We start from the raw sequence: 23889 nt of genomic DNA on the forward strand, positions 1-23889 counted from the left end.
GCTCAGGCGATCGCCAGCGAATCCGCGCAGCATTCCTGCAGTGCTTCGCGCAGCGTCACCGCGATGAAGTCGGCTTCGTCCTGCCGCAGCGTCAACGGCGGCGACATCACGACCTTGTTCGCGATCGCCCGTACCAGGACGCCGCGCCTGCGCGCGGCATCGGCCACGCGGGCGGCGAACCCCTGTCCCGGATCGAGCGGCGTGCGGCTGGCCTTGTCGGTCACCAGATCGAGCGCCAGCATCAGTCCCTTGCCGCGGACGTCGCCGACCGTCTCGAAGTCGGCCTTCAGCGGCAGCAATTGCTCGAGCAGGCGCTGGCCGACCCGCGCCGCATTACCGGGCAGATCCTCGGCCTCGACGATGTCGAGCACGGCAAGCGACGCCGCGCAAGCGAGCGGATGCCCGCTGTACGTATAGCCGTGCATGACCACGTGCGAGAAGCCCGCACCATGTTCGATCGCGTCGGCGATCCGGCCGTTGTACAGTGTCGCGCCGAGCGGCACGTAGCCGGCGGAAATGCCCTTGGCGACGCACAGGATGTCGGCGGCGACGCCCCAGCCGCGGCTGCCGAGCAGGCTGCCGGTGCGGCCGAAGCCGGTGACCACCTCGTCGGCGATCAGCAGGATGCCGTTGCGGTCGCATACGGCCCGCACGCGCGGCCAGTAATCGGCCGGCGGGACGATCAGGCCGCCGGCGCCCTGCACCGGTTCGGCGACGAACGCGGCAATGGTCTGCGGGCCGTGAAACGCGATCGTTTCCTCGAGCTGCCGGATGCAGTGCTCGACGAGCTGTTGCGGATCGTCGCAGTTCCACGGATTGCGGTAGAGCCACGGCGTGTCGAGCAGTACGCAGCCGGGCAGCAGCGGGCCGTGATTGTAATGGTAGACGCCGTTGCCGCCGATCGACGTGCCGCCCATGTGTACGCCGTGATAGCCGTTGCGCAGCGACAGGAATTTCGTGCGCGACGGCTCGCCTGCGGCGACCCAGTACTGACGCGCCATCTTGAGCGCGGTCTCGATCGCGTCGGACCCGCCGCTGCCGAACATCACCCGTTGCATGTCCTCCTGCGCGAACATAGCGCACAGGCGGTCGGCCAGGTCGTAGACGCGCGGATGGGCGACGCCGTCGAAGGTCTGGTAGTAAGACAGCTCGTCCATCTGCCGCGCGATCGCGCTTTTCACTTCCGGCCGGTTGTGGCCGACGTTGACGTTCCACAGTCCGCCGACGCCGTCGAGCATGCGGTGGCCGTCGACGTCGTACACGTAGTTGCCGTCGCCGCGTGCGATGACGACGGTGGGGGTCGTATGGCCGGCGGCGGCCGAGCTCATCGGATGCCAGAATCGTTTTTGACGCTTTTGATAGTCCATGGTGTCTCTCGTCTCTCTTACGAAGTGCTTGAACAGAGGGGTGCGACGTGGTGTGCGCCGCGGGTCACAGGGCTGCGGTGACGATCTTTTCCTCGAGGTATGCATCGAGCGCGGCCTTCGACAGGTCGCGCCCGATCCCGCTTTGCTTGGTGCCGCCCCACGGCAGGCGTGCGTCGATCGGGCTCCATGCATTGATTGCGACCGCGCCGACGTCGAGCCGCTCGGCGACGCGGTGCGCGGTGTCGACATCCTGTGTCCACACCGAAGCGGAGAGGCCGAACGGCGTGTCGTTGGCGATGCGAACGGCCTCGTCCTCGGTCTCGAACGGCATGACCATGCCGACCGGGCCGAACACTTCGTCGCGGGCGATTCGCATGCCCGGATGAACGCCGCCCAGGATCGTCGGTCGCATGAAGCAGCCGCGCGGCGGCACCTGTTCGTCGCCGACGAGCATGACCGCCCCTTCGGCGAGCGCGCCGTCGACGAGCGCACGGACGCGCGCGAGGTGACGCGGGTTGATCAGCGCACCCATCTGCACGCCGGGCTCCGACGGCGGGCCGACACGGATGGCCCGGGCCGCCTCGGCAAGCCGCTCTTCGAGTGCGTGCGCGATCGAGCGGTGCGCGAGCACGCGCGAGCCGGCCGCGCACGTCTGGCCCTGGTTCGCGAACATGCCGGCCATCAGCGACGGAATCGCACGATCGAGATCGGCGTCCGCGAACACGATCTGCGCGGCCTTGCCGCCGAGTTCGAGTGTGACGCGCTTGAAGGTCTTCGCTGCCGCGGTCGCGATCGCGCGGCCGACTTCGGTGCTGCCGGTGAAGCTGATCTTGTTCACGAGCGGATGCGCGACCAGCGCGGCGCCGACTTCCGCGCCCACGCCGTGAACGATGTTGACGACCCCGGCGGGCAGGCCGGCTTCGCAGACGAGTTCGCCGAGCCGGGCGACGGCCAGCGGCGTGTCCTCCGACGGTTTGATGACCACGGGGCAGCCGGCCGCGAGCGCCGGCGCGAGTTTCCACACGGCGATCATCAACGGCGCGTTCCACGGAATGATCAGACCGGCCACGCCCACCGGTGCACGCCGCGTGTAGCTGAGCGTCGGTCGGCCCATGAAGCCGTCGGTCGGAATCGTGCGGCCCTCGAGCTTGTCGGCCCAGCCGGCGAAGTAGCGCAGCGTGTCGATGCACATCGGGAGGTCCATCATGCGCATCTCGGCAAGCGGGCGTCCCTGTTCGACGGCCAGCAATTCCGTCAGCGCATTGCCGTTGCGCTCGACCAGATCCGCGAGCCGAAGGAGCCAGCGGGCGCGGGCCGAGCCGCCGGCGCGGGCCCACGCGTCGTCGTGCAGCGCGGCGTGCGCGGCACGCACCGCGCGATCGACGTCCTCGGCGGTCGATGCGGGCACGGCGGCGACGTAGTCGCCGGTTGCCGGCGCCAGCTTTTCGAAAGTGCGGCCGGTCGCTGCATCGCAATGCCTGCCGCCGATCAGATTCTGAATTTTCATCATGGTGTCCATGTTTCACAGGGGCGAATCGTCGGGCTGAACGGGGCGGCGGCGAGGGCGGCTGCCACCGTGCTGCGGCGACGTCGCTTTCACTGTATGTCGATGAAATCGCGCGCCTTGTCCGCTATCGGCAATCGTTGCTGTGCGATCGGGATAGGGAATACCCGTGCCGGCGCGACGCATTGCGAGTCGCGTCGGCAGCGGGAAATGCCCGGGGAGGGCGTAACGGGACGACGGGGCGGCGCGGCACCGTCCGGGCAGCGGCTACGGGCCAGCGGCTACTGGGCGGCGCGCCCGAGTTCGCGGTACAGGTCGGGATCGCTGCGCTTCAGCCGCAGCGCGGCGCGGATGCCGAGCGCGCCGACGGCGACGAGGAAATACGGAAACATCGCGACGAAGGTCGAATCCGATCCGCTCAGCACGGACAGGTTGCGCACGACCAGCACGAGGCATGCACCGAGCGCGATCACGCTGACGAGCGGCGCGATCAGGCGGTGCACGACGCTGGCGTCCCGGCGATCGCGCGCGAAGAACGCGATTACCGAGGCCGCCACCAGGATCTGCACCGCGATGATGCCGATCGTGGCCAGCGCACTCATCCACGAGAACACGACCGCGAACGGATCGAGGCGGAACACCGCCGACCCGACGATGGCCGCGAGCGCGATCAGCGTCTGCACCTTGCCGGCGACGTCCGGGCAACGATGCACGGGGCACGTATGACCGAGCTTGCGCCACAGTACGCGTTCGCGGCCCATCGCGTAGAAATAGCGCGTGATCGTGTTGTGGAACGACAGGATGGCCGCGAAGAGGCTCGTGACGAGCAGCACGTTCATCGCGTCCGTCGCGATGCCGCCGAGCAGCCGGCCGCTGACGGCAAACCACAGATTGGCCGGATCGCGGCCCGCCTGTGCGGCGATCTGCCCCTCGCCCCACGCCTCGACGATCGCCCACGACGACAGCGCGTAGAACGCCATGATGAGGATCACGGCCAGGTAGGTGGCCCGCGGAATCGTACGTTTCGGGTCGCGCGCCTCCTCGGAGAAGATCGCCGTCGCCTCGAAGCCCATGTACGAGCCGAGCACGAACACGAGCGCGGTGCCGAGCCCGGGTGCGAACACCAGCGCGGGGCTGAACGGTTTCGCGCTGAAGCCGCCGGTGCTCGCGCCGTGCACGACGATCGCGAGATCGAGCAGCATCACGATCGCGATCTCGCCGATCATCAGCATGCCGAGCAGCCGGCCGCTGAACTCGATGCGTCGCGCGCCGCAGACGTGGACCGCGACGGCGCACGCGAGCGCGAACGCCCACCACGGCACGTCGACGCCGTAGTGCCGCTGGATGCTGTCGTTCAGGAAAAAGCCGAACATGCAGTAGATCGCGATCTGCACGGCGTTGTACGCGACGATCGCGACGAACGCGCCGCCCACGCCGGCGGGGCGTCCGAGCCCGTTCGCGATGTACGCATAGAACGCGCCCGCATTGGAGATGTGCCGGCTCATCGCGGCATAGCCGATGCTGAAGATCAGGTACATGACGCCCGCCAGCACGAATACGCCGGGCACGCCGGGGCCGTTGCCGAGCGAGAATGCCGCGGGCGTCGCGCCGACCATCGCGGTGAGCGGCGCGGCCGCGGCGACGACGAAGAAAACGATGTGTGAAAGTCCGACGGCGTTCTTGCTGAGCCCCGCTTCGGACCGGGGTGACGATTCGTTCATGAGTAGTCCCGCTGGCCGGATCGTCCGTCAGGAATCGACACCGGCATGCCTGATCGATATTCCCGTGCCGCGCGCCGATCCTGACGAGCCGGCAAGGGATGCCGGCGGCCGACCACCGACGACGACACAGGTGTGCGCTTGGACGGCCGCTCGATGCGGTGAAGCGCACACAAGCAGGCCGACGACAAAAATTTACGGTGCCTAAATCACGCGCGTTGTCCGTTATCGGCAATCCGCGTGCGCGGGGGCGGCAGGGGATTACCCGGATGCGCCGTCACCATGCGTCGTTCGCGGGCTCAGCTCAGGCGCGGCGTGTGTGACGGCAGCTCGTGGAAATGCTGCTGGTAGTACGCGGAGAAGCGCCCGAAGTGGCAAAAGCCGAATTGCGCCGCCGCGTCGCCGATCCGCATCGTCTCGGGCGTCGTCATCAGGAAGCGCCGCACGGCGTTCAGCCGGATCGAGCGGAGATAGGCGGTCGGCGTCGTGCCGACCACGTTCTGGAAACTGTATTGCAGTGTGCGGCGGCTGATTCTGAGGTGGTGACAGAGATCGATCACCGTCGGCACGTCGTCGCATTCGAGCGCGATTTCCTGGCTGCGGCGAACGACGTAGCTTTGCGTCGAGGCCGACGGCAGCGCGCCGGCATCGGCATCGTCGGACTGCACGAGGTCGAGCAGGATGCCGACGACACTGTGCGCGAGCACGCGTTCGTCGAATGCATCGCGTGCGGTGAGCGAACCGCTGTCGAGCGCCTGGCAAAGCACGCGCTCGAGCCCGTCCAGCGCATGGCCGTAGCGTGCGGGCGAGATCGGCAGCACTGGCTGCTTCAGGATGCGGGCAGGCAGGTTCGCGAGTTCGTCCAGTTCGCGATCGGCCGTGAGCGTGCGATCGATCGTGAAGGCGAGCACCTCGGTGTCGCACGGCAGATGCGCGACGAACTCCTCGCCGCCGCGCAGCGTCAGCAGGCTCGGGCGCTCGACGGTGCGCCCCTGGACCACGGGCGCGACCGCGCTGACGATCGGCAGCGCGAAGCAGAGCCGGTCGCGCGGCGCGAGGCCGTGCTGCATCACGCGCTGATTGATGCGTTCGCGAAAGACGTGGAAACGCTGGCCGGCGACCTGGCGCAGCGTGGTCGTTGCGGTGCCGGGACTGATCTGGTCGTAGTGCTGCGACCAGTTCACGATCGCCTGGGAATGGAGGAACACATCCGAGAAGCACAGTGTTTCAGCGTGCAGATTCATGGCGTGGCTGATGCATACCGTCTGAAATTCGATGCCGGCCGAGGCCGACGCAGGTTGCCCGGGCGCGGGCAGCACGCGCGATGCGCGCGGTTCGCCTGGATTCGCCCGGATGGACGGCTTCCGAAGATGCCGTGCCATGCGGCCGGTCCCGCCGACGATCATATCCAGAAAAAAACACCGGGTGACGCGATCGAAAACCCCGTTGACGCTCGCGGCCGTTTGTTTTTGTAAATCTCATTATATGGGATTGAATTTATTTTTATGATGGGGGTTTACGTGCGATATGGCGCGATACCTTGCAGTGTAGGCGAAATGACCGTGATATCCGCAGGATTCCGATGTTTTCTTACAAAACTGACGAATGAAGGTTGGCGATGCGGTACCGGCGACGCCCGGCGGATTTTCTCGTGTTAACTACCAATGAATCCCGAATTGTGAGATTCGTATAATTCTCCCGCAGCACTTCGACTGGCCGTGCGCATGCATGGCGCCGCCGATTACAGCCGCGAGCAACGCACGCGACTGCCGATGCATGTCCACCTACCGGGAGCGGTCCATGTCCGAGTCACCCCCTGCCGTCTTGTACCGCCGGATCGCGCTGCGCGTGATTCCGTTTCTGTTCGTCTGCTACGTCATCAACTTCGTCGATCGCGTCAACATCGGGTTCGCCAAGCTGCAGTTCCTGCAGGATCTCGGCTTGAGCGAAGCCGTGTTCGGCTCCGCGACGGCCATTTTCTTCATCAGTTACGCCGCCTTCGAGGTGCCGAGCAATCTGGTGCTGGCGCGCATCGGCGCGAGCCGCACGCTGATGCGCATCATGGTGCTGTGGGGCCTTTGCACGGTGGCGCAGATGTTCGTGACCGGCAGCGTGTCGCTGTACGTGGTGCGTTTTCTGCTCGGCGCCGCCGAGGCCGGCTTCTTTCCGGGCCTGATCCTGTACCTGTCGTACTGGTTTCCGGACGCGGTGCGCGCCCGTGTCAACAGCATGCTGCTGCTCGCCGTTCCGGTTGCTGGAATGATCGGCGGACCGCTGTCCGGCTGGATCATGGCGCACATGCAGGGCGTGATGGGGTTGCGCGGATGGCAATGGCTGTTTCTGATCGAGGGATTGCCGGCCATCGCGCTCGGGCTGGTTGCGCCGCTGATGCTGAGCGACCGGCCGGAACAGGCGGCATGGCTGTCGTCTTTGGACCGGCAGGCGCTCTTGCGCGATCTGGACGCCGAGCGGGCCTCGGCCGTGGTCGGCCATGACCGGGTCGGCGTTGTCGACATCGTTGGCAACGGTCGCGTGCTGGGGCTTGCCGCGATCTATTTCTGCATCTACGTCGGAATGGGGACGGTGACGTTCTGGTCGCCCACGGTGCTGAAGTCGGCCGGGGTGTCGAGCGTCTCCGGAATCGGCTGGTTATCCGGGCTGATATCGGTGTTCACGATGATCGGAAACGTGGCGATCGCATGGAGTTCCGACCGATTTGGCGAGCGCCGGTGGCATACGGTGGTCTGCATGCTCGTCACCGCGTGCAGTCTACTGCTCCTGCGCTTCTCGGTCGGCCACGTATGGATCACCGTGGCCTTGCTGGCGATCGCGCAGCTGTGCGCGTTCACCGTGCCAATCGTTTTCTGGACGATTCCGGCTGCACAACTGACCGGTCGCGCGGCGGCGGCGGGCATCGCGGTGATCAGCATGCTGGGTTCGCTCGGCGGCGCCTTCAGTTCGTGGCTGGTTGGCCTCCTGTTTGCGCGTACGGGGGCGCCGTATGCCGGGCTCGGGGTGGTCGCGGGGCTGCTGGTGGTCGGTTCGGTGCTGGTGACGAGCCTGGTGCCGCGCACTCTGACGCCGCGCCGCGCGGCGAGCGAACGGGCGTGTCTCCGTACAAGCCGGGGAGGTCGAGCGTGCTAGAGGACAAAGACGCAAGGCGGCTCGTTGCTCACGGGGAACGCATTCAAAAAAGTGGCGTGCTCGGAAAATCGTCGCAGATCAATCGTCTTTTCGAATTACTGCTCGAACGTTCGCTGGCCGACGCCGCACCGAAGGAAATCGAGATTGCGCAAACGGTCTTCGGCAAATCCATCGACGTGGATCTTGCCGCCGATGCGACCGTGAGGGTGCATGTCCACCGGCTACGGAAGAAACTCGAGGAACTGCCACCGGACGAGCATGGTGAACGCCTGGCCCTTCCGCGCGGGGAATATCGGCTCGTCGTCGTTCCGCCGGCTGCGGCCGAGGCAGACGAACGTGCCGCACCGCGCCGCCGCCTGCCGCGCGGCGCCTGGATGTGGTTCGCAGGAGGCGCCGTGCTTCTCGTCGGGCTCAATCTGATTTGCTGGAACTGGTTCGCAGGCAATCCCGCCGGAGACGCTCGCCTCGGGACCAATCTCTGGAGTGCGCTGGCGGGGAGCCATATTCCGACTCTTGTCGTTTATGGCGGCGATTATGTTTTCGGCGAGCTGGATTCCGACAACGAGGTTTCCCGCCTGATACTCGACCCCCGAATTCACTCTGCGGATGAGTTGGGTCAGTACCGGTTGCGGACCTCGGGCGCGAATCAAAAATATATCGACTTGAACACCTACACCCTTCCTGAAGGCGTGGCGCCGGCTATGGCTGCCATTACTCCCATCATTGCGACCGCGCGAGCCGGTGAGCTGCCGTCGCTGCAATCCATCGCGATGTCGCGCTTCACCAACAACATGTTGCGGACTCACGATCTCGTCTATGTCGGTTTGCTGAGGAATCTGGCGGACCTGAAAGAACCGCTTTGCGATATCTCGGGTTTCTCTCTGTCGGACGACGGCGATACGCTTGTCGATCGGGCGAGCGGGAATCAGTTTCAATCCGACTGGGACAACCCTTCGACCGAGGGGATTATGCGCCGCGACTATGCATATATAGCCAGCTTTCCGGGCTCATCGGGAAATCATATCGTCGTTATTGCTGGCACCAGGGATCCTGCGCTCATGGAGGCGATACATGTTGCGTCGAGTAAATCCGAACTGGACAAGCTGAAGAAGAGTCTCGGCTCCGATAACACGTTCGAGGCACTGTATGAAGTCCGTACATTCGGACCGTCGAACGTCGGTAATAAGCCGGTCATTGTTCGCCATCTGAAGGTCGGCCAGATGTGGCCTGTAAGAGAAAGCGAGCTTGCGCCCAAGAAAGCCGGAGCCGGCGAACCCGCAAAACCAAAATAAAAAGTTGCGCTGCGTACGGTGATCCATGGAGCCGGTCCGGGCTCGAGATCGTGGTGAGCATGCGGAACGCACCTGTTTCGACGGCGATCCGGATGTGCTCTCGATGCCGCATCGAGATTGAATGCCCGATACCGCGCCGTCTTCTGTTCCTCCACCCGTTCCTCCCGTTTCGAGACGTCGTTATTTCGGCTGGGCCGAACCGGTGCGCGCCGCAAGCGAGCGGAGCAGAAGAGCGGGCGCAATGCACGCCGGAGTCGATATGCCCGCGATACGCAGGCATCCGCGATGCGATGAAATCGGGTTTACCCCGGGAATTGCAGTTGTCCGGTCAAGCGAAAACACCAAAAAAACGTTCGTTAACCGTTCGTCCACCGTTCGTTACTGGCCCGTGGGAGGGCGGCAGACCACCATGAACGCACTATCCCGACGGCCGCGTCTTCCTTCTGCGTCGAACAGGCCGCGGGCATAGACGGTACCTGGCAAGCGCGGCGTGCGCGACTCGCGGCCCTGCCCTGGCTCGTGACAATATGCAATCCCGGAGACGAAGATGCTAAATGAGATATGGAGCTCGGTTGCTGACTTTTATGACCCGACCATCGGAATGCTGCGGCAGTGGGCATGGGGTCTTCCGATTTATTTCGTGGTAGTTGCATGGGTCGCGTTCCTGGCAAGAAAAGAACGAGAGCCGGTGACGTTACGGGCGGTGGTGAGGTCCGTATTTCCGAAGGACCAGTACGATCACGCGTCGGCTCGCGTCGACCGATGGAACGGCATTATTCTTCTGGCGATCGGTTTTCCACTTTCTGTATTCGTCGCAATCAATGCGATATCGGTGGCGGACAATCTGGCGGGTTTTCTGGCGACGTATTTCGGGGCGAGAGCGCCTCTGATGCACACCGACTGGAAAATGGTTTCGGTTCAGTTCGCTATCTATTTTCTGGCTCTGGATTTTTCCGGCTACTGGGTGCACCGCTGGTGTCACGAGGTTCCCGTCCTGTGGCCACTGCACAAGCCGCACCATACGGCCGAAACGCTGACGCCATGGACGCTCTTTCGTCAACACCCGGTTGAATTCTTTTTTCTGAACACGATTCCGTCGTTTTTCGCCGGCGTGATGCTGGGCTTGCTGCTTTACGCCACCGGAACCGCTGTCAATCCGGGAACCGTGACCGTGATCGGAATTCAGGTGTACGTTTCCTTTTTTGTCGTCGACACGATGTCTCACGTACACGTGCACGTTTCGTACGGAAACTGGGTGAATCGTATCGTGCTCGCGCCTGTCATGCATAACCTCCATCACAGCATCGAGCTGCCGCATCGAGATAAAAACTACGGGGTGATTTTGACGGTATGGGACTGGATGTTCGGAACCCTTTATCTGCCGAAAAAGAACGAAACATGGCGCTGGGGGCTGAATGAAGTGGAGTTTGGGGAAAAAAATCCTCACAAAACCCTGCGAGGTTTCTATCTCGAGCCATTCGTTTCGTTCTGGCAGGGTTTGCTTCAAATCGGCGCTCGCCAGGATGCCGTGACGCCGACCCACGAGTGAGTTTTCGCCGACGGGCGGATATCCAGGCCGCACGCACGACTCGATATCGAACAGAGTCGCGCGTGCTCGTTAAAAAATCACCTTTCTTGAATATGCCAAAAGTTACCTATATCGAAGCGAATGGCGACGAGCACGTCGTGGTCGCGCCGGACGGCGCCAATGCAATGGAGACCGCACTGGAAAATGGAGTGCCGGGTATCGACGGCTTTTGCGGCGGACAGGCCTCGTGTGCGACTTGCCATGTCTATGTCGACGAACCCTGGCTTGACGTGACCGGCAAAGCCGATCCGGCGATCGAGCTTGCCCTCCTCGAGCCGTTGGGTGCAACGCAGGAGAACAGCAGGCTCGCTTGTCAGATCAAGTTGACACGAGAATTGCACGGCCTGGTGCTGAGAATGCCCGAGAAGCAAGGCTAGTCGGCTATCCCGAGCCTGTTCCTGACGGCTCGGCGCGCGTACTTCGACGGAGTACGACGGCGATGAACCGGGGCGCGAATGCGAACCTTCGTGTTTCGTGCCCGTTCGTGCGCGTTGTGCATCGACGGGTGCCGCGGCCGGTTCGGCGATCGGAGGCGCGCTCGCGTGGGCGTCTCCGATTGCCTGTCGGCGAGACACACTCGTCATCCTCTTCAACGCATTTGGAGTCCGTACTGCCCGGCAAGTGATCCACCTCGTCGAACATCGTTTCGGCTGCGCGATTGTCGAAGCGACGGTTTGCCGGCGAACGTCGTCCTCGACAGCCGGTTCCGGTGCGCACGCCGTGCGCCGATCCGGTTCAAACCCGTGGATTGCCAGGGCGTTTCCTCGGGAGACAACTTTGACATCCTCACAAAAAGCGCCGCTCGTTATCGTCGGTGCCTCGTATGCCGGAACTCATCTCGCCGCGGCTGCGCGCGAACTGGGATTCGATGAACCTATCGTCCTGATCGGAGACGAGCCGCACGCACCCTACCAGCGCCCGCCTCTCTCCAAGGGCCTGCTCACGGGCAAGACCGGCATGGGCCAGCTCGCGCTGCGCAGCCCGGATTTCTATACTGAACAATGCATCGATCTGCGCGTGGGGCAGCGCGCTACAGCGCTGGATCTGGCCGCGCGCCGCGTGCGGCTGGCGGACGGCGAGCATCTCGAATACGGCTGGCTTGCACTCGCGACGGGCGCGCGCTGCCGCCCGCTTCCGGTTCCCGGCGCTGAGCTTCAGGGCGTGCATCAACTGCGCACGCTCGAGGATGCGCTGGCGGTGCAGCGCAGGCTCGGCCGTTGCTCGAGCGCGTGCATCGTTGGCGGCGGGTTTATTGGTCTGGAGGTCGCGGCCGCGCTGAGCTCGGCCGGAGCGCGGGTTACCGTGGTCGAGAGCCAGACTCGCCTCCTCGCGCGCGCCTTCCCGGCGTTCATGTCGGACTATGTCGCGCATGCGCACCGCCGGCGCGGCGTCTCGCTGGAACTGGGCCGCAGCGTACGGGCGCTGCTGGGCCGTCAGGGTAGCGTCGAGGCAGTCCAGTTCGACGATGGCCGCACGTTGGATTGCGACTTGGTCGTAACAGGAATCGGCGTATTGCCGAACACGGAGCTTGCCGATGCCGCCGGCATCGCCTGCGACGACGGCATCCTTGTCGATGCATTGGGCCGCACCTCGGTGCGGAACGTACTGGCCGTCGGCGACGTGGCCAACATGGCGCAGCCGCCTTTCCCGGGTAGTCCGGCCAGAATGCGGTTTGAATCTATCCAGGCCGCCAGCGACGGCGCGCGCGCCGCGGCCTCGGTGCTGGTCGGTCGGCCTCAACCGCTTTCGGCCGTACCATGGTTCTGGAGCGAGCAGCACGACCTGAGATTCCAGATGGCCGGTCTGCCATCGTCCGGAGACCAGGTGGTGTTGCGCGGTGCACCCGCCAGCGATCGCTTTACGGTGTTCTACCTGCACGACGGTGCGATGGCGGCTGCGCATTCCGTGAACCGGCCGTCGGACCACGTGCTGGCGCGCAAGCTGATCGCCCAGCGATCGCGTATTCCCGCTGCGAGGCTGGCCGACCCGACCGCGGATCTCAGATCCATGATCGACGCCGGACAGGTGAATTGACCGTCATTTTCGGGGTACACCGGGCGCCTCGCGCACGCGAGTCGCCGGTCGTATGTCGGCCATCACTTGAATCCGCGTGCGCTCCGGCAGCGGATTCGGTCGCGGAAGGTGACGAGCAGGGTGGTGGCCGCAGCCGTCGGAATGGGTGCGAGGCACCCTGCATCGCGGTCGGGCTCGGTGATCGGACCGCGCCGGCTCGTCCGTCTTCTATCCGTCGTTCCGAACCGGTCTTTTGGTATGCGAAGGCAGCTCGCCGAAGAGTGCCAGGTAGTCCTCGGCGAAATGGCTCATGTGGAAGAATCCCCATCGGGCGGCGGCGTCACCGATCAGGAGTTTGGATGGATGCGTCGACATCAGGCTTCGACGCACGCCGTTGAGCCGCACGGACCGAAGGTAATTCAACGGCGTCGTTCCGGTCACGGATCGAAAGCTGTTCTGCACGGTACGCCGGCTGACCTGCAGTTGCTGGCACAGCTCCATCACGCTGGGAACCTTGACGCTCTCGGACATGGTCAGGTGATGACATTTCTCGACGATGAAACTTTGGGTGGAACTGCCGTTGCGTTGGCGTAGATTGCAATCCGGGCTGCTGATCAGTCGAATCATTTCGTGAAGAACGAATTGCTCGAACGCGCCTTCGTCATGCTGGATGGTGCCGCCTTCGTCGTCGACGAACGCCTCGGAAAATATCGCAAGCAGGCGACGGCGGCACGCGTTCAGGCGCTGTCTGGGCAACGTGATGACGGGTTGCTTGAGGAGCGTGTTGATCGCGTGGGCGTTCGCAACGGTCGATAGTGCCGATTCGAACATATCGCGATCGAAGTTGATCGAGAGCATGTCCATGCCCGTTGGCATATGAAACATGAACTCCTCGCCGCTACGCAGGAAGAGAACGCTGTTGCAGTCTGCCTTGCGGCCTTGCATGACGACCGGTCCGGACGCCGAAATCGGTATGGCGAAGCAAATCTTTCCCGACGGAGCTTCGCCGTGTTGAACGACGCGCTGGTTTATCCGTTCCCGGAAAAGGTGGCAGCGCGCGCTCGCAAGTTGCATCAGCGAGCTTTCGAGCGAACCCGCCGATATCTGGCTGTAGGTTTGGTTCCAGTGCTTGATCGACGCGGCGTGGGCATTCACGTCATCAAATCGGTCGATGCTCTTCATGACAGGAAACCTCGACGGGGGCGGCGAAGGACGTGCGTAGGGCGACTGATCTTTTTTTGGGCAGGAGAAATTCTGCGAACAAATCGTGTGTTATCCCAGCGGGGGAAACCCGCGGATGTCGAGCCGGGACGCGCGAGCCCGTCCGCCGGTCCGATGACTCCGTCAACTTCGGCGTGTCGAGGCGCCGTAAGCAGTTGCGACTGCCACGAAGTCCGATGTCGGCGATGCGATGTGCGGCGGGGTGATCGAAGATTGCGCTAGAAATTCGCGACGATCATCAGGTTGGCATAGAAGTTTGCGGCCGCGCTGCCGGTCTGGTTTCCGCCGTTTGCAGCGTATTTTCGCGGTTTGTAGACACCGAAGTTCGGAGAAAACTGGAGATGCTTGGTCAGAGCCCAATCCAGATAGAGTGTCAGCTCGGACGCGTCGAGATCGAGGGTCGAGCGATTGGACAACGTCCGGAAGTTGAAATACATCAGGGTCATGGTAAATTTTTCGGACGGGTGGACTGTGAGCCCGACGTCATGGATGCGCGTATTGAAGTTGTATGAAAACGAATAGTTGGATGCGATTTCACCCTGGTAGCGATCGCCGAATCCACCCTGGAACAGCGAGTCGAAATCCTTCGAATAACGCGTGTAGCGATAGCTCAACGACGGCTGCCACCGGACATTCCGGAACGTATATCCGGCTTCGGCATACCACCCGTTGTCGTTGCCGGATCGTTTGGTTTGGTATGCATATTCGAACGCGAAGTGCGTATTGGAGATCCCGGCGTCACCGTCGCCTCGAATGCTGTACGTGTTCATCCCCGGGCGATCGAGGCGGCTTGGGGTACTGACATATCGCTTGTCGATGCTGATGCCATGGACAAAGGTGAGCCCGAGTGTTCCCGGCTGGGCCGTATAGTCCAGGGTGCCTACGGCCAGCTCGGTATCGGCTTGCAGATGATTGTTCGATTTGAGCCAGATTGCGCTTCCATGCCATCCGGTGTCGCCGCCCAGTCGCAGCACTGCGGTTCGCGAGAAAGCCACGCGCGATGCCAGATAGTAAGCGCCGCCGCGATCGTAGCGGCCGTCGTCCACAGCTCTGCCGGCACTGACTTTGTCTCCTTTGATCAGGAAACCGGAGCCCACGTTGACGTACTGGCTGCCGGCGGAAATATCGATGCCGTCCTTTCCCAATGCAGGAATCGAGTCGCCGGATTTCCAGCCGAGGTAGGCGTCCTCGAGCGCGTTGCGGCGTTCGCGGCCGGTCGTAAAGCCGCCGGGGTCGCCGTCGCCCCACGTGGCGGAGCCGAGAAGACTCACGGCCCCGTAGATCGACCCTGCGCCGGGGATCGCCGTGCCGCCGCTCAAGCCATACTTCAGATAGCCTTCCTGCCATCGGGTTGCGCCCGGACGGTCGATATAACTGCGCTGGACACTGAAGAACCCGTAGCCCACGCTCAGATTCGCGTCGATGTTCGTGCTCCCGTCGTTGTAGAACTCGTATGCGCTTGCAGGCGACGGAAATGTGCCGATGACGATCAGCGCCGGAAACAAAATTCGGATAACGGAATACATGGAATTGTCCTGAAATGTGCGGCGCGCTGGAGTTTTTCTGCACGCGGTGTGCCCTGCGCAGCGCGCGCTGTCGACGGGAGATGGCGCGTCATTGAAGTCGTCACGAGCACCGCGAATCGCGGGTTCGAGTGTTCAGTCGCGATGCCGTGAGGTGGTAGCCCAAATCAGCACAAAGTACGAGGGTCGGGTGCAGGCGGCGATGCGAAACGTGGCGGCGCAATCGAGCCGTTGCCGTTGGCGGTTTCCTTTCGCGAGGGTATTCCCCCGGTTCCGTATGGAGTTGCCATTTCTGGATAAACCGCTGTCTGGAGACGCTGTTTAATGACTTGCGTCGAGCCGCCGACGGGTGTGATCCCCTGGTCGACCGTGCAGCGGGATGGCGGCAGGGCGAACTGGAATCGCGGGGGCACCGCGCCGCATGAAGGAAAAGCCCGCGCGGGAATACCGCTCATCAGCGAATACGAGATGCCGGAAACGGAAGGGTGGCGCTTTCGTCGAAGCGTGGCGTGGGATGCCCGAAAGACATTCGTGAAGCGACGCCGTGGGTCACGTGTTTCGCGCAGTGACCAGGCTCATCAACAGTGGAAACATTCACATGCACCGTCTGATAGAGAAAACCCGATACGTTGTCTTGACGGGAGTTTGGATCGTGGCAGGTACGGCCGCACCGGTTCGCGCGGAGGTCCCGCAAATGCCCACCGTCGTCGAAGTTCCACCCTCCGGTAAGCTGCCTCTGTCGTCGGCTTCCCGCCCTGGAACCGAATATATCGATCTGGCCAGATACGGGTACACCGAGAAGGAATACTACCTATCCGGTATCGCCCCGGTCATTACCGCGACGGGGAAGACGATGTTCCAGGCGCCGTACCTGACACGGATTCTCGTCCGCGCACCGACCGACCCGGCCCGCTTCAATGGAACCGTGATAATCGAGCCGTTCAGCTGGTTCGGAGAGCGCGGCGCCGGCTGGATCCTTACCCGGAAATATCTGCTGAGTCGCGGATACGCCTACGTGGGATACACGCTCAATAGCAACAAGCCGGCGGTCGATCCGAAGTTCATATCGGACACGCCGAAGGAGCAGGCGGACCAGATCGCGTTGTATGGAAACATCGTCAATTTCGACTTCATGCGTCGCTTCGACTACGCGCGTTATGCGCCGCTGGGCGTGTATTACGATCCCGAGCATTTCGTGCTGGGCAACGTGCCGGACCCGTTCATTCCGCAATCGCAAGGCATCGGTGCGCAATTGGCGCTGATGCTGAAGTCCGATACGCCGCAAAGTCCGCTCGCGCCACTGAAGGTTCGGCGGGTCTATGTCGATAGTTGGGCCGTGACGGCGCAAGTATGGATGGACTATCTCGACCAGGGGCGCCACCAGCAATGGCGGATGCCTGACGGTCGTCCTTTGATCGACGCGTACATGGCGGGGCGCATGGCCTATGGCGAGGTTGGGGGCGAATCCATTCGCGTTCCGCGCAAGATGCCGGACGACGCACCATTCGTGACGGTCTTCAGCGAATCCGAATTGATGCACGATGTGCTCGCCGGTATTCCGCTGCCGCCGGACACCGACAACCCGAAGCTTCGTTATTACGAAGTGACGGGCATGCCGCACTTGCGAAAGGCCGATCTCGGCACGGGTGAGAAGGAGTGGGTGGCCGCCGATATCGGCAAGGGTAACGATCCGCGTTGCCGAACGCTCTATGACGAGCCGGTGGAGGACGTCGTATCGGCAATCCTTGACGGGATGGATAGATGGGTGCGGAACGGCGAGACCATGCCGAAGGCGCCGAGGGTCGTCCGCAACGGTAAGGCCGTGGTGCGCGATCTGGTAACTGGAAACATGGAGGGGGGAGTCCGTCCACCCTGGATTCAGGTGCCGTCCGCGACCTACATGACCGACCAGGAAACGGGTTGCGGTCTGATCTACGACACGAAGATTCCGTATTCGAAAAGCAAGATGAGAAAGTTGTACGGAAATTACCAGAACTACGAGCAGGAATTCGAGGCGGCGAAAGCAAAGTCGATCAAGGAGCGTTATCTCCTGCCGGACGATGCTGCTACGCTTCGGCCGATTGCGCAACCCGGGGACTTCTAGCAGGCTGTTGAAAAACGCCGTTGTGACGACCGAGGCGCTACTTAAATGGGTTTCGTATGCAATTGGCCGTTGAGTCGCTGGCGGATCGTGCCGGATGCCCCGCTTGTCAGCGGGCCAACCGACGCGTTGCCGCGCAACGGCTGCGCAGGAGCGGCTCGCCGTTCCACTCCCAGCGGCATCGATTCCCGTATTCGAGCTATTCGAGTTAGGTTGCTCGCCAGCATCGTCAGCTTGAAGTGCTGGTCGACCCGTTTGATGCCGCGATACGCGGACTGCCAAATCCGGCCGACGGTCTTGCACCAGCCAAAGTGCTCTTCGATGCGCTTGCGAATCACTTGGCTGATGCCATTACCGGCGTGTCGCGAGGTGCGGCCGTCGATCGTGCAGGCACCTTGAGAAGTCTGATCGAGGTCGCGAATTACACCGGGGCGAGCAATCTTGGCTTGATCACCGCAGCCGATCCCGTGACGGAGTCGCGCTACAGTCACCACCGATTCGTGACGGGGTATACCGGGATGCGGAAGGCGCGTAACGGGTGCAGACCGTGGTCTGCACCTGTTTTCATTTTCCGTTGACCTTCCCGTATCTTCCCGGCCACTGACCAGGCTGATCGGGAGCGTGGAAACATGCACTTCCCATCTTCTTGTCATCGTTGAAAATCATTCAATCGCAAAGCCAATTATCACGATCGACCGGGGGCAACAAAATACGACATCGCACCCTCGTACAGGCATGAGCCATGCATTTCGACCACGCCACCATCGTTACCGATGACATCGACGGTACTCGTTGCTTTTTCGATGAGGTTGTTGGTCTCGACACCGGGCCCCGACCGCCGTTCAGCGTGGACGGCTATTGGTTGTACCTCGATCGTCACCCGATGATTCACGTTACGCGCGCGACGCTTCCTGCGCAGAAAGGTCGTAGCACACCGCGTATCGATCATATTGCGCTGCGCATCGACGCGCGCCGCGAATGGGAGGCGTTGATCGAGCGGCTGACCACCAGACGGATCGACTACACATTGAGCGACGTGCCGTTGTCCAACGAGCGACAGCTGTTCGTGTCTATTGCTCCGGGCGTTTGCGTCGAGTTCGTGACGACACTCGCAAGCAATGATCAAGGCGATATCAAGAATGCTTGAATCGGTATGTCGGACTGTGACGCGCAGATCGAAGGCTGGCGTAACGTGGCAGAAGCGGTGCATGCAGAGGGCGCGCGCATCTTTTTACAGCGTTGGCATGCAGGCAGGATGTCGCACCCGGCGTTCCACGATGGTGCGTTGCCGGTAGTGCCATCGGCGGTGGCGTTCGAAGGACGGATTCTTAACGGAGGAAACAGGCGATGAAACTCAATGATCAAAGGGTGTTGGTGGTTGGCGGAAGCTCCGGGATAGGTGAAGCGACCGCACGTGCATTTGCGGAGGCCGGAGCGACAGTGACGATTGCATCGCGCGATGCGGCCAGGCTGGCGGCGAGCAAAGACAGGATCGGTTACGGCGTGAGCACCGGCGTGATGGACATTACCGACGACGCGAGCGTACGTGCATTTCTCGATTCGGCGGGCGAATTCGACCACGTTGTCGTATCGGCCGCCCAGACAGCCACGGGGCCGGTGCGTGGTCTGGAGCTTGATGACGCCTATGCGGCGATGGACAGCAAGTTCTGGGGAGCGTATCGCATCGCACGGGCCGTCCGCATTCGGCAAGGCGGTTCCCTGACGTTTGTGTCGGGCTTTCTGAGCGTGCGGCCGAGCAAGAATTCGGTCTTGCAAGGCGCGATCAACGCAGCGCTTGAATCGTTGGCGAGAGGACTTGCGCTTGAACTTGCACCGGTACGTGTCAACACGGTATCCCCGGGCCTGATTGCGACACCTCTCTGGTCGAAGATCGATGCGGAAGCGCGCGACCGGATGTACGAAGGCGCGGCGGCGCGATTGCCGGCCGGTCGAGTTGGACAACCCGAGGACGTCGCGAACGCCGTGCTCTACCTCGCGTCGACTCCTTATGCGACGGGTTCGACGGTGCTGGTGGACGGTGGTGGCGCGATCGCGTAGCACCCTGCGCCGGGACAACCTGGGCGCGCGTGGATCGTACCGATAGTCGGTCAGTTCCCGTAGCTTCAGCTGGTACCGCGCGTCCGCGTTTTCGCAGAATTCCTTCGCGAATCGCTCACGCCCGCCCGGAGTTGGGGCGAAGGGGAGTATCCGCCTCCTGAACAGCCGTTCCGCCTACGCAACAGGCGTGTTCAGGACGCCGTCAGCGCTGTCGAATACGCGGACGGCGGGACGGCCCCGACATGCGTACCGAATCGTCGCCTGGCGTTTCCAGGCCGGACGAACGGATCGTTTGCAACATCGCTTCTTCAAAACATTCCATGGCGGGGGTAAAGGTCCTGCCGCGGCGCCAGCGCAACGCAGCGATGCGCGCCAGGCCGTCGTCCGAGATAGTCGTCGTTTCGATTCGCGAGCCGGCCTGCACTGCCAGCGGGCTCGCGATTGTTGCGTAGCCGGCATGCTCGACGAGCCGTATCAGCGAATCGACATTGGCAGCCTCCACGCGAACGTCCAGCGCAATGTTTGCATTCGCACATGCGGCGTCGATTTGCCCGCGCATGGCGAATGTCCGATTCAGCAGCGCGAGCGGCTGGCGCGCAACTTCTTGCAGGCTGACGGTCTTTCCGGCCCTTCGACGGGTAGATCGCCGGACGAGCGCCAGCCGTTCCGTGAACATTGTTCTCTGCTCGATGTCCGCATTCGACAAGTGAGAGAACGACACGCCGATATCCAGTTCAGTTTCGATCAGCCCTTGATCGATCGCCGCGGCCGGGAGTTCGTGAACGGACACGCGCAGCTGAGAATGCCGGGCGAGTAGCGTCGATATCGTCGGTATCACGAGCGATCTTGCGTAGGTGTCGATCGCACCAATGCGCAATGTGCCGTGAACTTCGAGCGAGCGGTTCCGGACGTTGGCAAGCGTCACGTCGAGTTTTTCCAGGATCGGCTCGACTTCCGCGAACAGGTCTGCTCCCGCTTGAGTGAGCAGAATGCCGCGACCCACCCGATCGAACAGCGTCACGCCGAGCAGATCCGCGAGCTCACGGAGGTGCTGCGAGAGTGCCGATTGAGTCAAATGCAGCCGGGTTGCCCCGCGGGTCACACTGCCGGAGCGTGCGACCGCAATGAAGCTGCGCAGCAGGCGAAGATCGATGGCTGAATACATAACAGGGACTAATGAATCGATACGCAAAACATAAATTTACATCAGGTGATCCGAATCCTAACCTCTCACCCACGCATTCTTTCAACAGAGGTGAAGACATGCCGCACCTGATCATCGAATCCACGCCCCGGATTGCGAGACTGATCGATTTCCGATCCTTGACGAGTACGTTGCACGAACGGCTCGCGGCACAAGGGCATGCTTTGCTCGCCGAATTGAAGAGCCGCACCTATACGGCCGAACAGTTCTTGTCTGGAGACGATCCGACAAACGAATTCATCGTCGTCAGGCTGTTGCTGACGAAGCCCAGGAGCGAGCCGGTACTGCACGAAATGGGGAAGCTGATTCACGACGTCGTGCGAGACGACGTCGAGCGTATCCAGCCGGCGTTCGGCTGGCAGTGCTGCGTACTCGTCTGCGATTTCAGCGGCGCGCCGTACATCAAGACCGTTCGTGACGGGACCCACGCCGAGACGGGTGCTTCTGCATGACGTGGCACGTATCGACAACAATTCATGGAGACTGAAATGGACATCATGCGCAGCACCGGGTGTGAGACACCCGACGAACGAAAAGCAATCTCGGCACACTCGTCGCCTGCGGATCTCGACGCACTGTATCGACGCATCGGTTGGAAGCTGATGCCGTTGCTACTGGTGGCTCAGGTTCTTGCGTATCTCGACCGGGTTAACGTCGGGGCCGCGAAACTGCAGATGGCAGGTGATCTTGGATTGAGCGACACCGTCTACGGTATCGGCGCGGGCATATTCTTCGTCGGCTATTTCTTGTTCGAGGTACCGAGCAACCTCATGCTGCATCGTGTGGGCGCGCGCGTGTGGATTGCCCGCATCATGGTGACCTGGGGGATCGTTTCGGCCGCGGCGGCGTGGGTACATTCTCCCGCCACTTTCTATCTGCAGCGGTTGATCCTTGGCGTAGCGGAGGCCGGATTTTTCCCTGGCATCGTGCTGTACCTGACCTACTGGTTTCCTGCTCACCGGCGCGGCCGGATGACGACGTTGTTCATGAGCGCGACGGCGGTCGCAGGCATTGTCGGCAACATGCTGTCGGGTTGGATCATGACGAATCTCGACGGATTCGCGGCGCTGTCCGGATGGCAATGGACGTTTGTAATTGAAGGCTTGCCGACGGTCGTCGTGGGTCTCGCCGTGCATTATCTGCTACCGAGTCGCCCGAACGATGCCCGCTGGCTGTCGCCGGAAGAGGCGGATGCGGTGTTGCGAGGCCTCGATGTCAGTGCAGGTCGTGCCGGGGAGACGCAGCGCGCATCCAGGTTGTCGGCATCGGAGATGGTGTTGCTGACGACGATTTATTTCCTGCTGCTCGTCGGTCTGTACGGAATCGGCTTCTGGCTTCCGACGCTCGTGAAGGACACGGGTCTGACGAAACTGTCATGGATCGGCGTTTGCAGTGCGATTCCGTATTTGATTGCGGTGCTGGCGATGAATGTCGGCGCACGTAGCGCGGACCGAGCGGGTAACTGGGCGGCCTATGTCGTAGGCGGCGCCGGTGTGGCATCGGTCGGCTTTGTTTTGAGCGCATCGTTCAGCGGCGCTCTGCCGGCAGTGATCGCGGGGCTTTCACTCGCCGCCGCGGGCACGCTGACCGCATTGCCTCTGTTCTGGCATCTGCCGACCATGCGATTGACCGGCACGGCCGCGGCGGCGGGGATTGCGACGATCAATTGTTTCGGAAACCTTGCGGGCTTCGCCGGACCGATCGCGTTCGGGTGGTTGAAAGACCGTCATCACGATGCGATCGGGCCGACCCTGTTGCTGGCACTGAGCGCTTTGGCGGCAGCGTTGCTCACCGCGATTTACCGGCGGGTGGCGAGGCATTGAAGAGACGCATGCCGAGTTTGCCTGACCTGTTTCGGTGAGATCCGAATTTTTTTGGTCTGGATTGAAAGTCTATTCATTTCAAGGCCCATTTTCAAAATATGGGCGTTTGCCGAGAATTCATTCCACGCGCACGGTTTTGGCGCGACATTCAATATCTGTTCATTCGTCATCGTGCACCGCAATGCGGTGACAGAGACGCGCTTGTGCGTCGTGAGGAGTTCAACTATGGCAATTCAGGTCGATCAAACGGATCGTGATTCAATCAATCAGGCGCCGGATCAGCCGACGCGCCGTTCCTTCCTGACCAAGGCCGGTGTCGGCGCGGGTGCTTTCGCCGTCGGTGCGATGCTTCAAGCGGCACAGGTCGACGCGCAAACGAGTCATTCCCAATCGAACGCGGTCGCTGCGCCCGGGCGGGGTGAATTCTGGCCTGACGGCGCGCGGCTGGTCATTTCAATCTCGATGCAGTTCGAGGCGGGCGGGCAGCCCCCGAAGGGGGCCGACAATCCGTTCCCGAAGGTCGATTTCCCGGCGAGTGTCCCCGCCGACCTGGCCGCCGAAGCGTGGTTTGCGTATGGATATCGCGAAGGGATTCCCCGGATGCTGGATCTCTGGGATCGCCACGACGTGAAGGTGACGGCTCATATGATCGGCGAGGCGGCGAAGCGGCATCCGGAGATTGCTCGGGAGATCGTGGCGCGCGGCCATGAGGCTTCGGGCCACGGGCCGACGTGGAACTCGCAGTACGCGATGTCGCGGGCACAGGAACGCGAGTTCCTGATCCAGGCGCGATCGATGGTGGAAGAGGTGACCGGTCAACGCCCGATCGGCTACAACGCGAACTGGCTGCGACGCGGCCCGAACACACTGTCGTTGCTGCAGGAGCTCGGCTACGTCTATCACATCGACGATACGAGCCGTGATGAGCCGTTCATCGAAAAGGTCAACGGCAAGGATTTCGTTGTGGTTCCGTACACACTGCGCAATAACGACATCCTGCTGGTCGAGGGCCGGAATTACTCTCCGGAAAAATTCCTCGAACAGATCAAGTTCGATTTCGATCAGCTGTACGAAGAGTCTGGATCGCGTCGACGCATGATGTCGATCAGCGCGCATGACCGTATCAGCGGAACGCCGCAGATGACACGTGCATGGGACGCGTTTCTGCGGTATGCGAAGAGTCATCCCGGCGTTGCGTTCATGCGCAAGGACGACATTGCACGGTTCGTCCTGAAAAGCCCGATTACGGTACGCGAAAGCGAGACGATCTAGGGTACTGCCCGAGCGGCTGCGCACTGATTCGATCGCGCAGCACGCATTCCCGCCTGAACAT

The 23889-nt window shown here is 62.3% G+C and carries 19 protein-coding genes and 1 pseudogene; 12 read left to right on the forward strand and 8 right to left on the reverse strand.

The window, feature by feature from the left end:
- Window positions 1-2 precede the first annotated feature (2 nt).
- From DPV79_RS14150 to DPV79_RS14165, 4 genes are all read right to left on the reverse strand, one after another.
- On the reverse strand, window positions 3-1367 hold the full coding sequence (locus tag DPV79_RS14150) for an aspartate aminotransferase family protein (RefSeq protein WP_059495601.1): 1365 nt from the start codon (window positions 1365-1367) through the stop codon (window positions 3-5).
- 64 nt (window positions 1368-1431) lie between these two features.
- Entirely contained in the window at window positions 1432-2877 is a 1446-nt protein-coding gene (locus tag DPV79_RS14155; protein WP_048027942.1) for an aldehyde dehydrogenase family protein, read from the reverse strand.
- 275 nt (window positions 2878-3152) lie between these two features.
- The gene (locus tag DPV79_RS14160; protein WP_113045678.1) at window positions 3153-4592 is read right to left on the reverse strand and encodes an APC family permease; all 1440 of its coding nucleotides are present in this window, start codon (window positions 4590-4592) and stop codon (window positions 3153-3155) included.
- Between the two features lie 296 nt (window positions 4593-4888).
- Window positions 4889-5833 carry a helix-turn-helix domain-containing protein gene (locus DPV79_RS14165; RefSeq protein WP_113045744.1) on the reverse strand — a complete coding sequence of 315 codons (945 nt, stop codon included), beginning with the start codon at window positions 5831-5833 and terminating at the stop codon, window positions 4889-4891.
- A gap of 556 nt (window positions 5834-6389) precedes the next feature.
- On the opposite strand from DPV79_RS14165, the gene DPV79_RS14170 reads away from it, so the two are divergent.
- The 5 genes from DPV79_RS14170 to DPV79_RS14190 all read left to right on the forward strand — a co-directional run bounded on the left by DPV79_RS14170 (window position 6390) and on the right by DPV79_RS14190 (window position 12647).
- Entirely contained in the window at window positions 6390-7733 is a 1344-nt protein-coding gene (locus DPV79_RS14170; protein ID WP_113045679.1) for an MFS transporter, read from the forward strand.
- A complete protein-coding gene (locus DPV79_RS14175) occupies window positions 7727-9025 on the forward strand; it encodes a helix-turn-helix domain-containing protein (protein ID WP_133295645.1) in 1299 nt (432 codons plus the stop codon). Before DPV79_RS14170 ends, DPV79_RS14175 begins: the two co-directional genes overlap by 7 nt.
- Window positions 9026-9572: 547 nt before the next feature.
- Window positions 9573-10574, forward strand: a complete 1002-nt coding sequence (locus tag DPV79_RS14180; protein WP_113045681.1) for a sterol desaturase family protein — start codon at window positions 9573-9575, stop codon at window positions 10572-10574.
- Between the two features lie 62 nt (window positions 10575-10636).
- A complete protein-coding gene (locus tag DPV79_RS14185) occupies window positions 10637-10990 on the forward strand; it encodes a 2Fe-2S iron-sulfur cluster-binding protein (protein ID WP_244321746.1) in 354 nt (117 codons plus the stop codon).
- Between the two features lie 400 nt (window positions 10991-11390).
- Window positions 11391-12647 (forward strand): NAD(P)/FAD-dependent oxidoreductase, encoded by a 1257-nt coding sequence (locus DPV79_RS14190; protein WP_113045683.1) that lies wholly within the window; start codon window positions 11391-11393, stop codon window positions 12645-12647.
- A 207-nt stretch (window positions 12648-12854) separates the two neighbouring features.
- Here the strand turns inward: DPV79_RS14190 and DPV79_RS14195 are convergent, their stop codons facing one another.
- Together DPV79_RS14195 and DPV79_RS14200 are read right to left on the reverse strand one after the other, a co-directional pair.
- Window positions 12855-13808 (reverse strand): helix-turn-helix domain-containing protein, encoded by a 954-nt coding sequence (locus DPV79_RS14195; RefSeq protein ID WP_113045684.1) that lies wholly within the window; start codon window positions 13806-13808, stop codon window positions 12855-12857.
- Window positions 13809-14065: 257 nt separating this feature from the next.
- Window positions 14066-15373 carry an alginate export family protein gene (locus DPV79_RS14200; RefSeq protein ID WP_113045685.1) on the reverse strand — a complete coding sequence of 436 codons (1308 nt, stop codon included), beginning with the start codon at window positions 15371-15373 and terminating at the stop codon, window positions 14066-14068.
- A 691-nt stretch (window positions 15374-16064) separates the two neighbouring features.
- Here DPV79_RS14200 and DPV79_RS14205 point away from each other — a divergent pair.
- Window positions 16065-17474: an alpha/beta hydrolase domain-containing protein gene (locus tag DPV79_RS14205; protein ID WP_113045745.1), complete on the forward strand. Its 1410-nt coding sequence runs from the start codon at window positions 16065-16067 to the stop codon at window positions 17472-17474.
- Between the two features lie 167 nt (window positions 17475-17641).
- Here the strand turns inward: DPV79_RS14205 and DPV79_RS14210 are convergent.
- Window positions 17642-17875, reverse strand: a pseudogene (locus DPV79_RS14210) (IS5/IS1182 family transposase); the annotation flags it as partial.
- Between the two features lie 338 nt (window positions 17876-18213).
- Here DPV79_RS14210 and DPV79_RS14215 point away from each other — a divergent pair.
- The 3 genes from DPV79_RS14215 to DPV79_RS14225 are packed head-to-tail and all read left to right on the forward strand — an operon-like array spanning window position 18214 to window position 19529.
- The gene (locus DPV79_RS14215; protein ID WP_059621536.1) at window positions 18214-18618 is read left to right on the forward strand and encodes a VOC family protein; all 405 of its coding nucleotides are present in this window, start codon (window positions 18214-18216) and stop codon (window positions 18616-18618) included.
- Between the two features lie 6 nt (window positions 18619-18624).
- Window positions 18625-18822: an oxidoreductase gene (locus tag DPV79_RS14220; protein ID WP_113045686.1), complete on the forward strand. Its 198-nt coding sequence runs from the start codon at window positions 18625-18627 to the stop codon at window positions 18820-18822.
- Window positions 18819-19529 (forward strand): SDR family oxidoreductase, encoded by a 711-nt coding sequence (locus DPV79_RS14225; protein WP_027792256.1) that lies wholly within the window; start codon window positions 18819-18821, stop codon window positions 19527-19529. Before DPV79_RS14220 ends, DPV79_RS14225 begins: the two co-directional genes overlap by 4 nt.
- A 202-nt stretch (window positions 19530-19731) precedes the next feature.
- On the opposite strand, the gene DPV79_RS14230 is transcribed toward DPV79_RS14225, so the two are convergent.
- Window positions 19732-20694 carry a LysR substrate-binding domain-containing protein gene (locus tag DPV79_RS14230; protein ID WP_113045687.1) on the reverse strand — a complete coding sequence of 321 codons (963 nt, stop codon included), beginning with the start codon at window positions 20692-20694 and terminating at the stop codon, window positions 19732-19734.
- Window positions 20695-20792: 98 nt separating this feature from the next.
- Between DPV79_RS14230 and DPV79_RS14235 the strand changes: the two genes are divergently transcribed.
- The 3 genes from DPV79_RS14235 (at window position 20793) to DPV79_RS14245 (ending at window position 23828) form a co-directional block, all read left to right on the forward strand.
- On the forward strand, window positions 20793-21185 hold the full coding sequence (locus DPV79_RS14235; RefSeq protein ID WP_113045688.1) for a 5-carboxymethyl-2-hydroxymuconate Delta-isomerase: 393 nt from the start codon (window positions 20793-20795) through the stop codon (window positions 21183-21185).
- Between the two features lie 36 nt (window positions 21186-21221).
- Window positions 21222-22556, forward strand: a complete 1335-nt coding sequence (locus DPV79_RS14240; protein WP_244321747.1) for an MFS transporter — start codon at window positions 21222-21224, stop codon at window positions 22554-22556.
- 225 nt (window positions 22557-22781) lie between these two features.
- Window positions 22782-23828 carry a polysaccharide deacetylase family protein gene (locus DPV79_RS14245; RefSeq protein ID WP_113045689.1) on the forward strand — a complete coding sequence of 349 codons (1047 nt, stop codon included), beginning with the start codon at window positions 22782-22784 and terminating at the stop codon, window positions 23826-23828.
- The last annotated feature ends 61 nt before the right edge of the window (window positions 23829-23889 follow it).

This window comes from Burkholderia reimsis (genome assembly GCF_003294055.1).
Classification (GTDB): Bacteria; Pseudomonadota; Gammaproteobacteria; order Burkholderiales; family Burkholderiaceae; genus Burkholderia; species Burkholderia cepacia.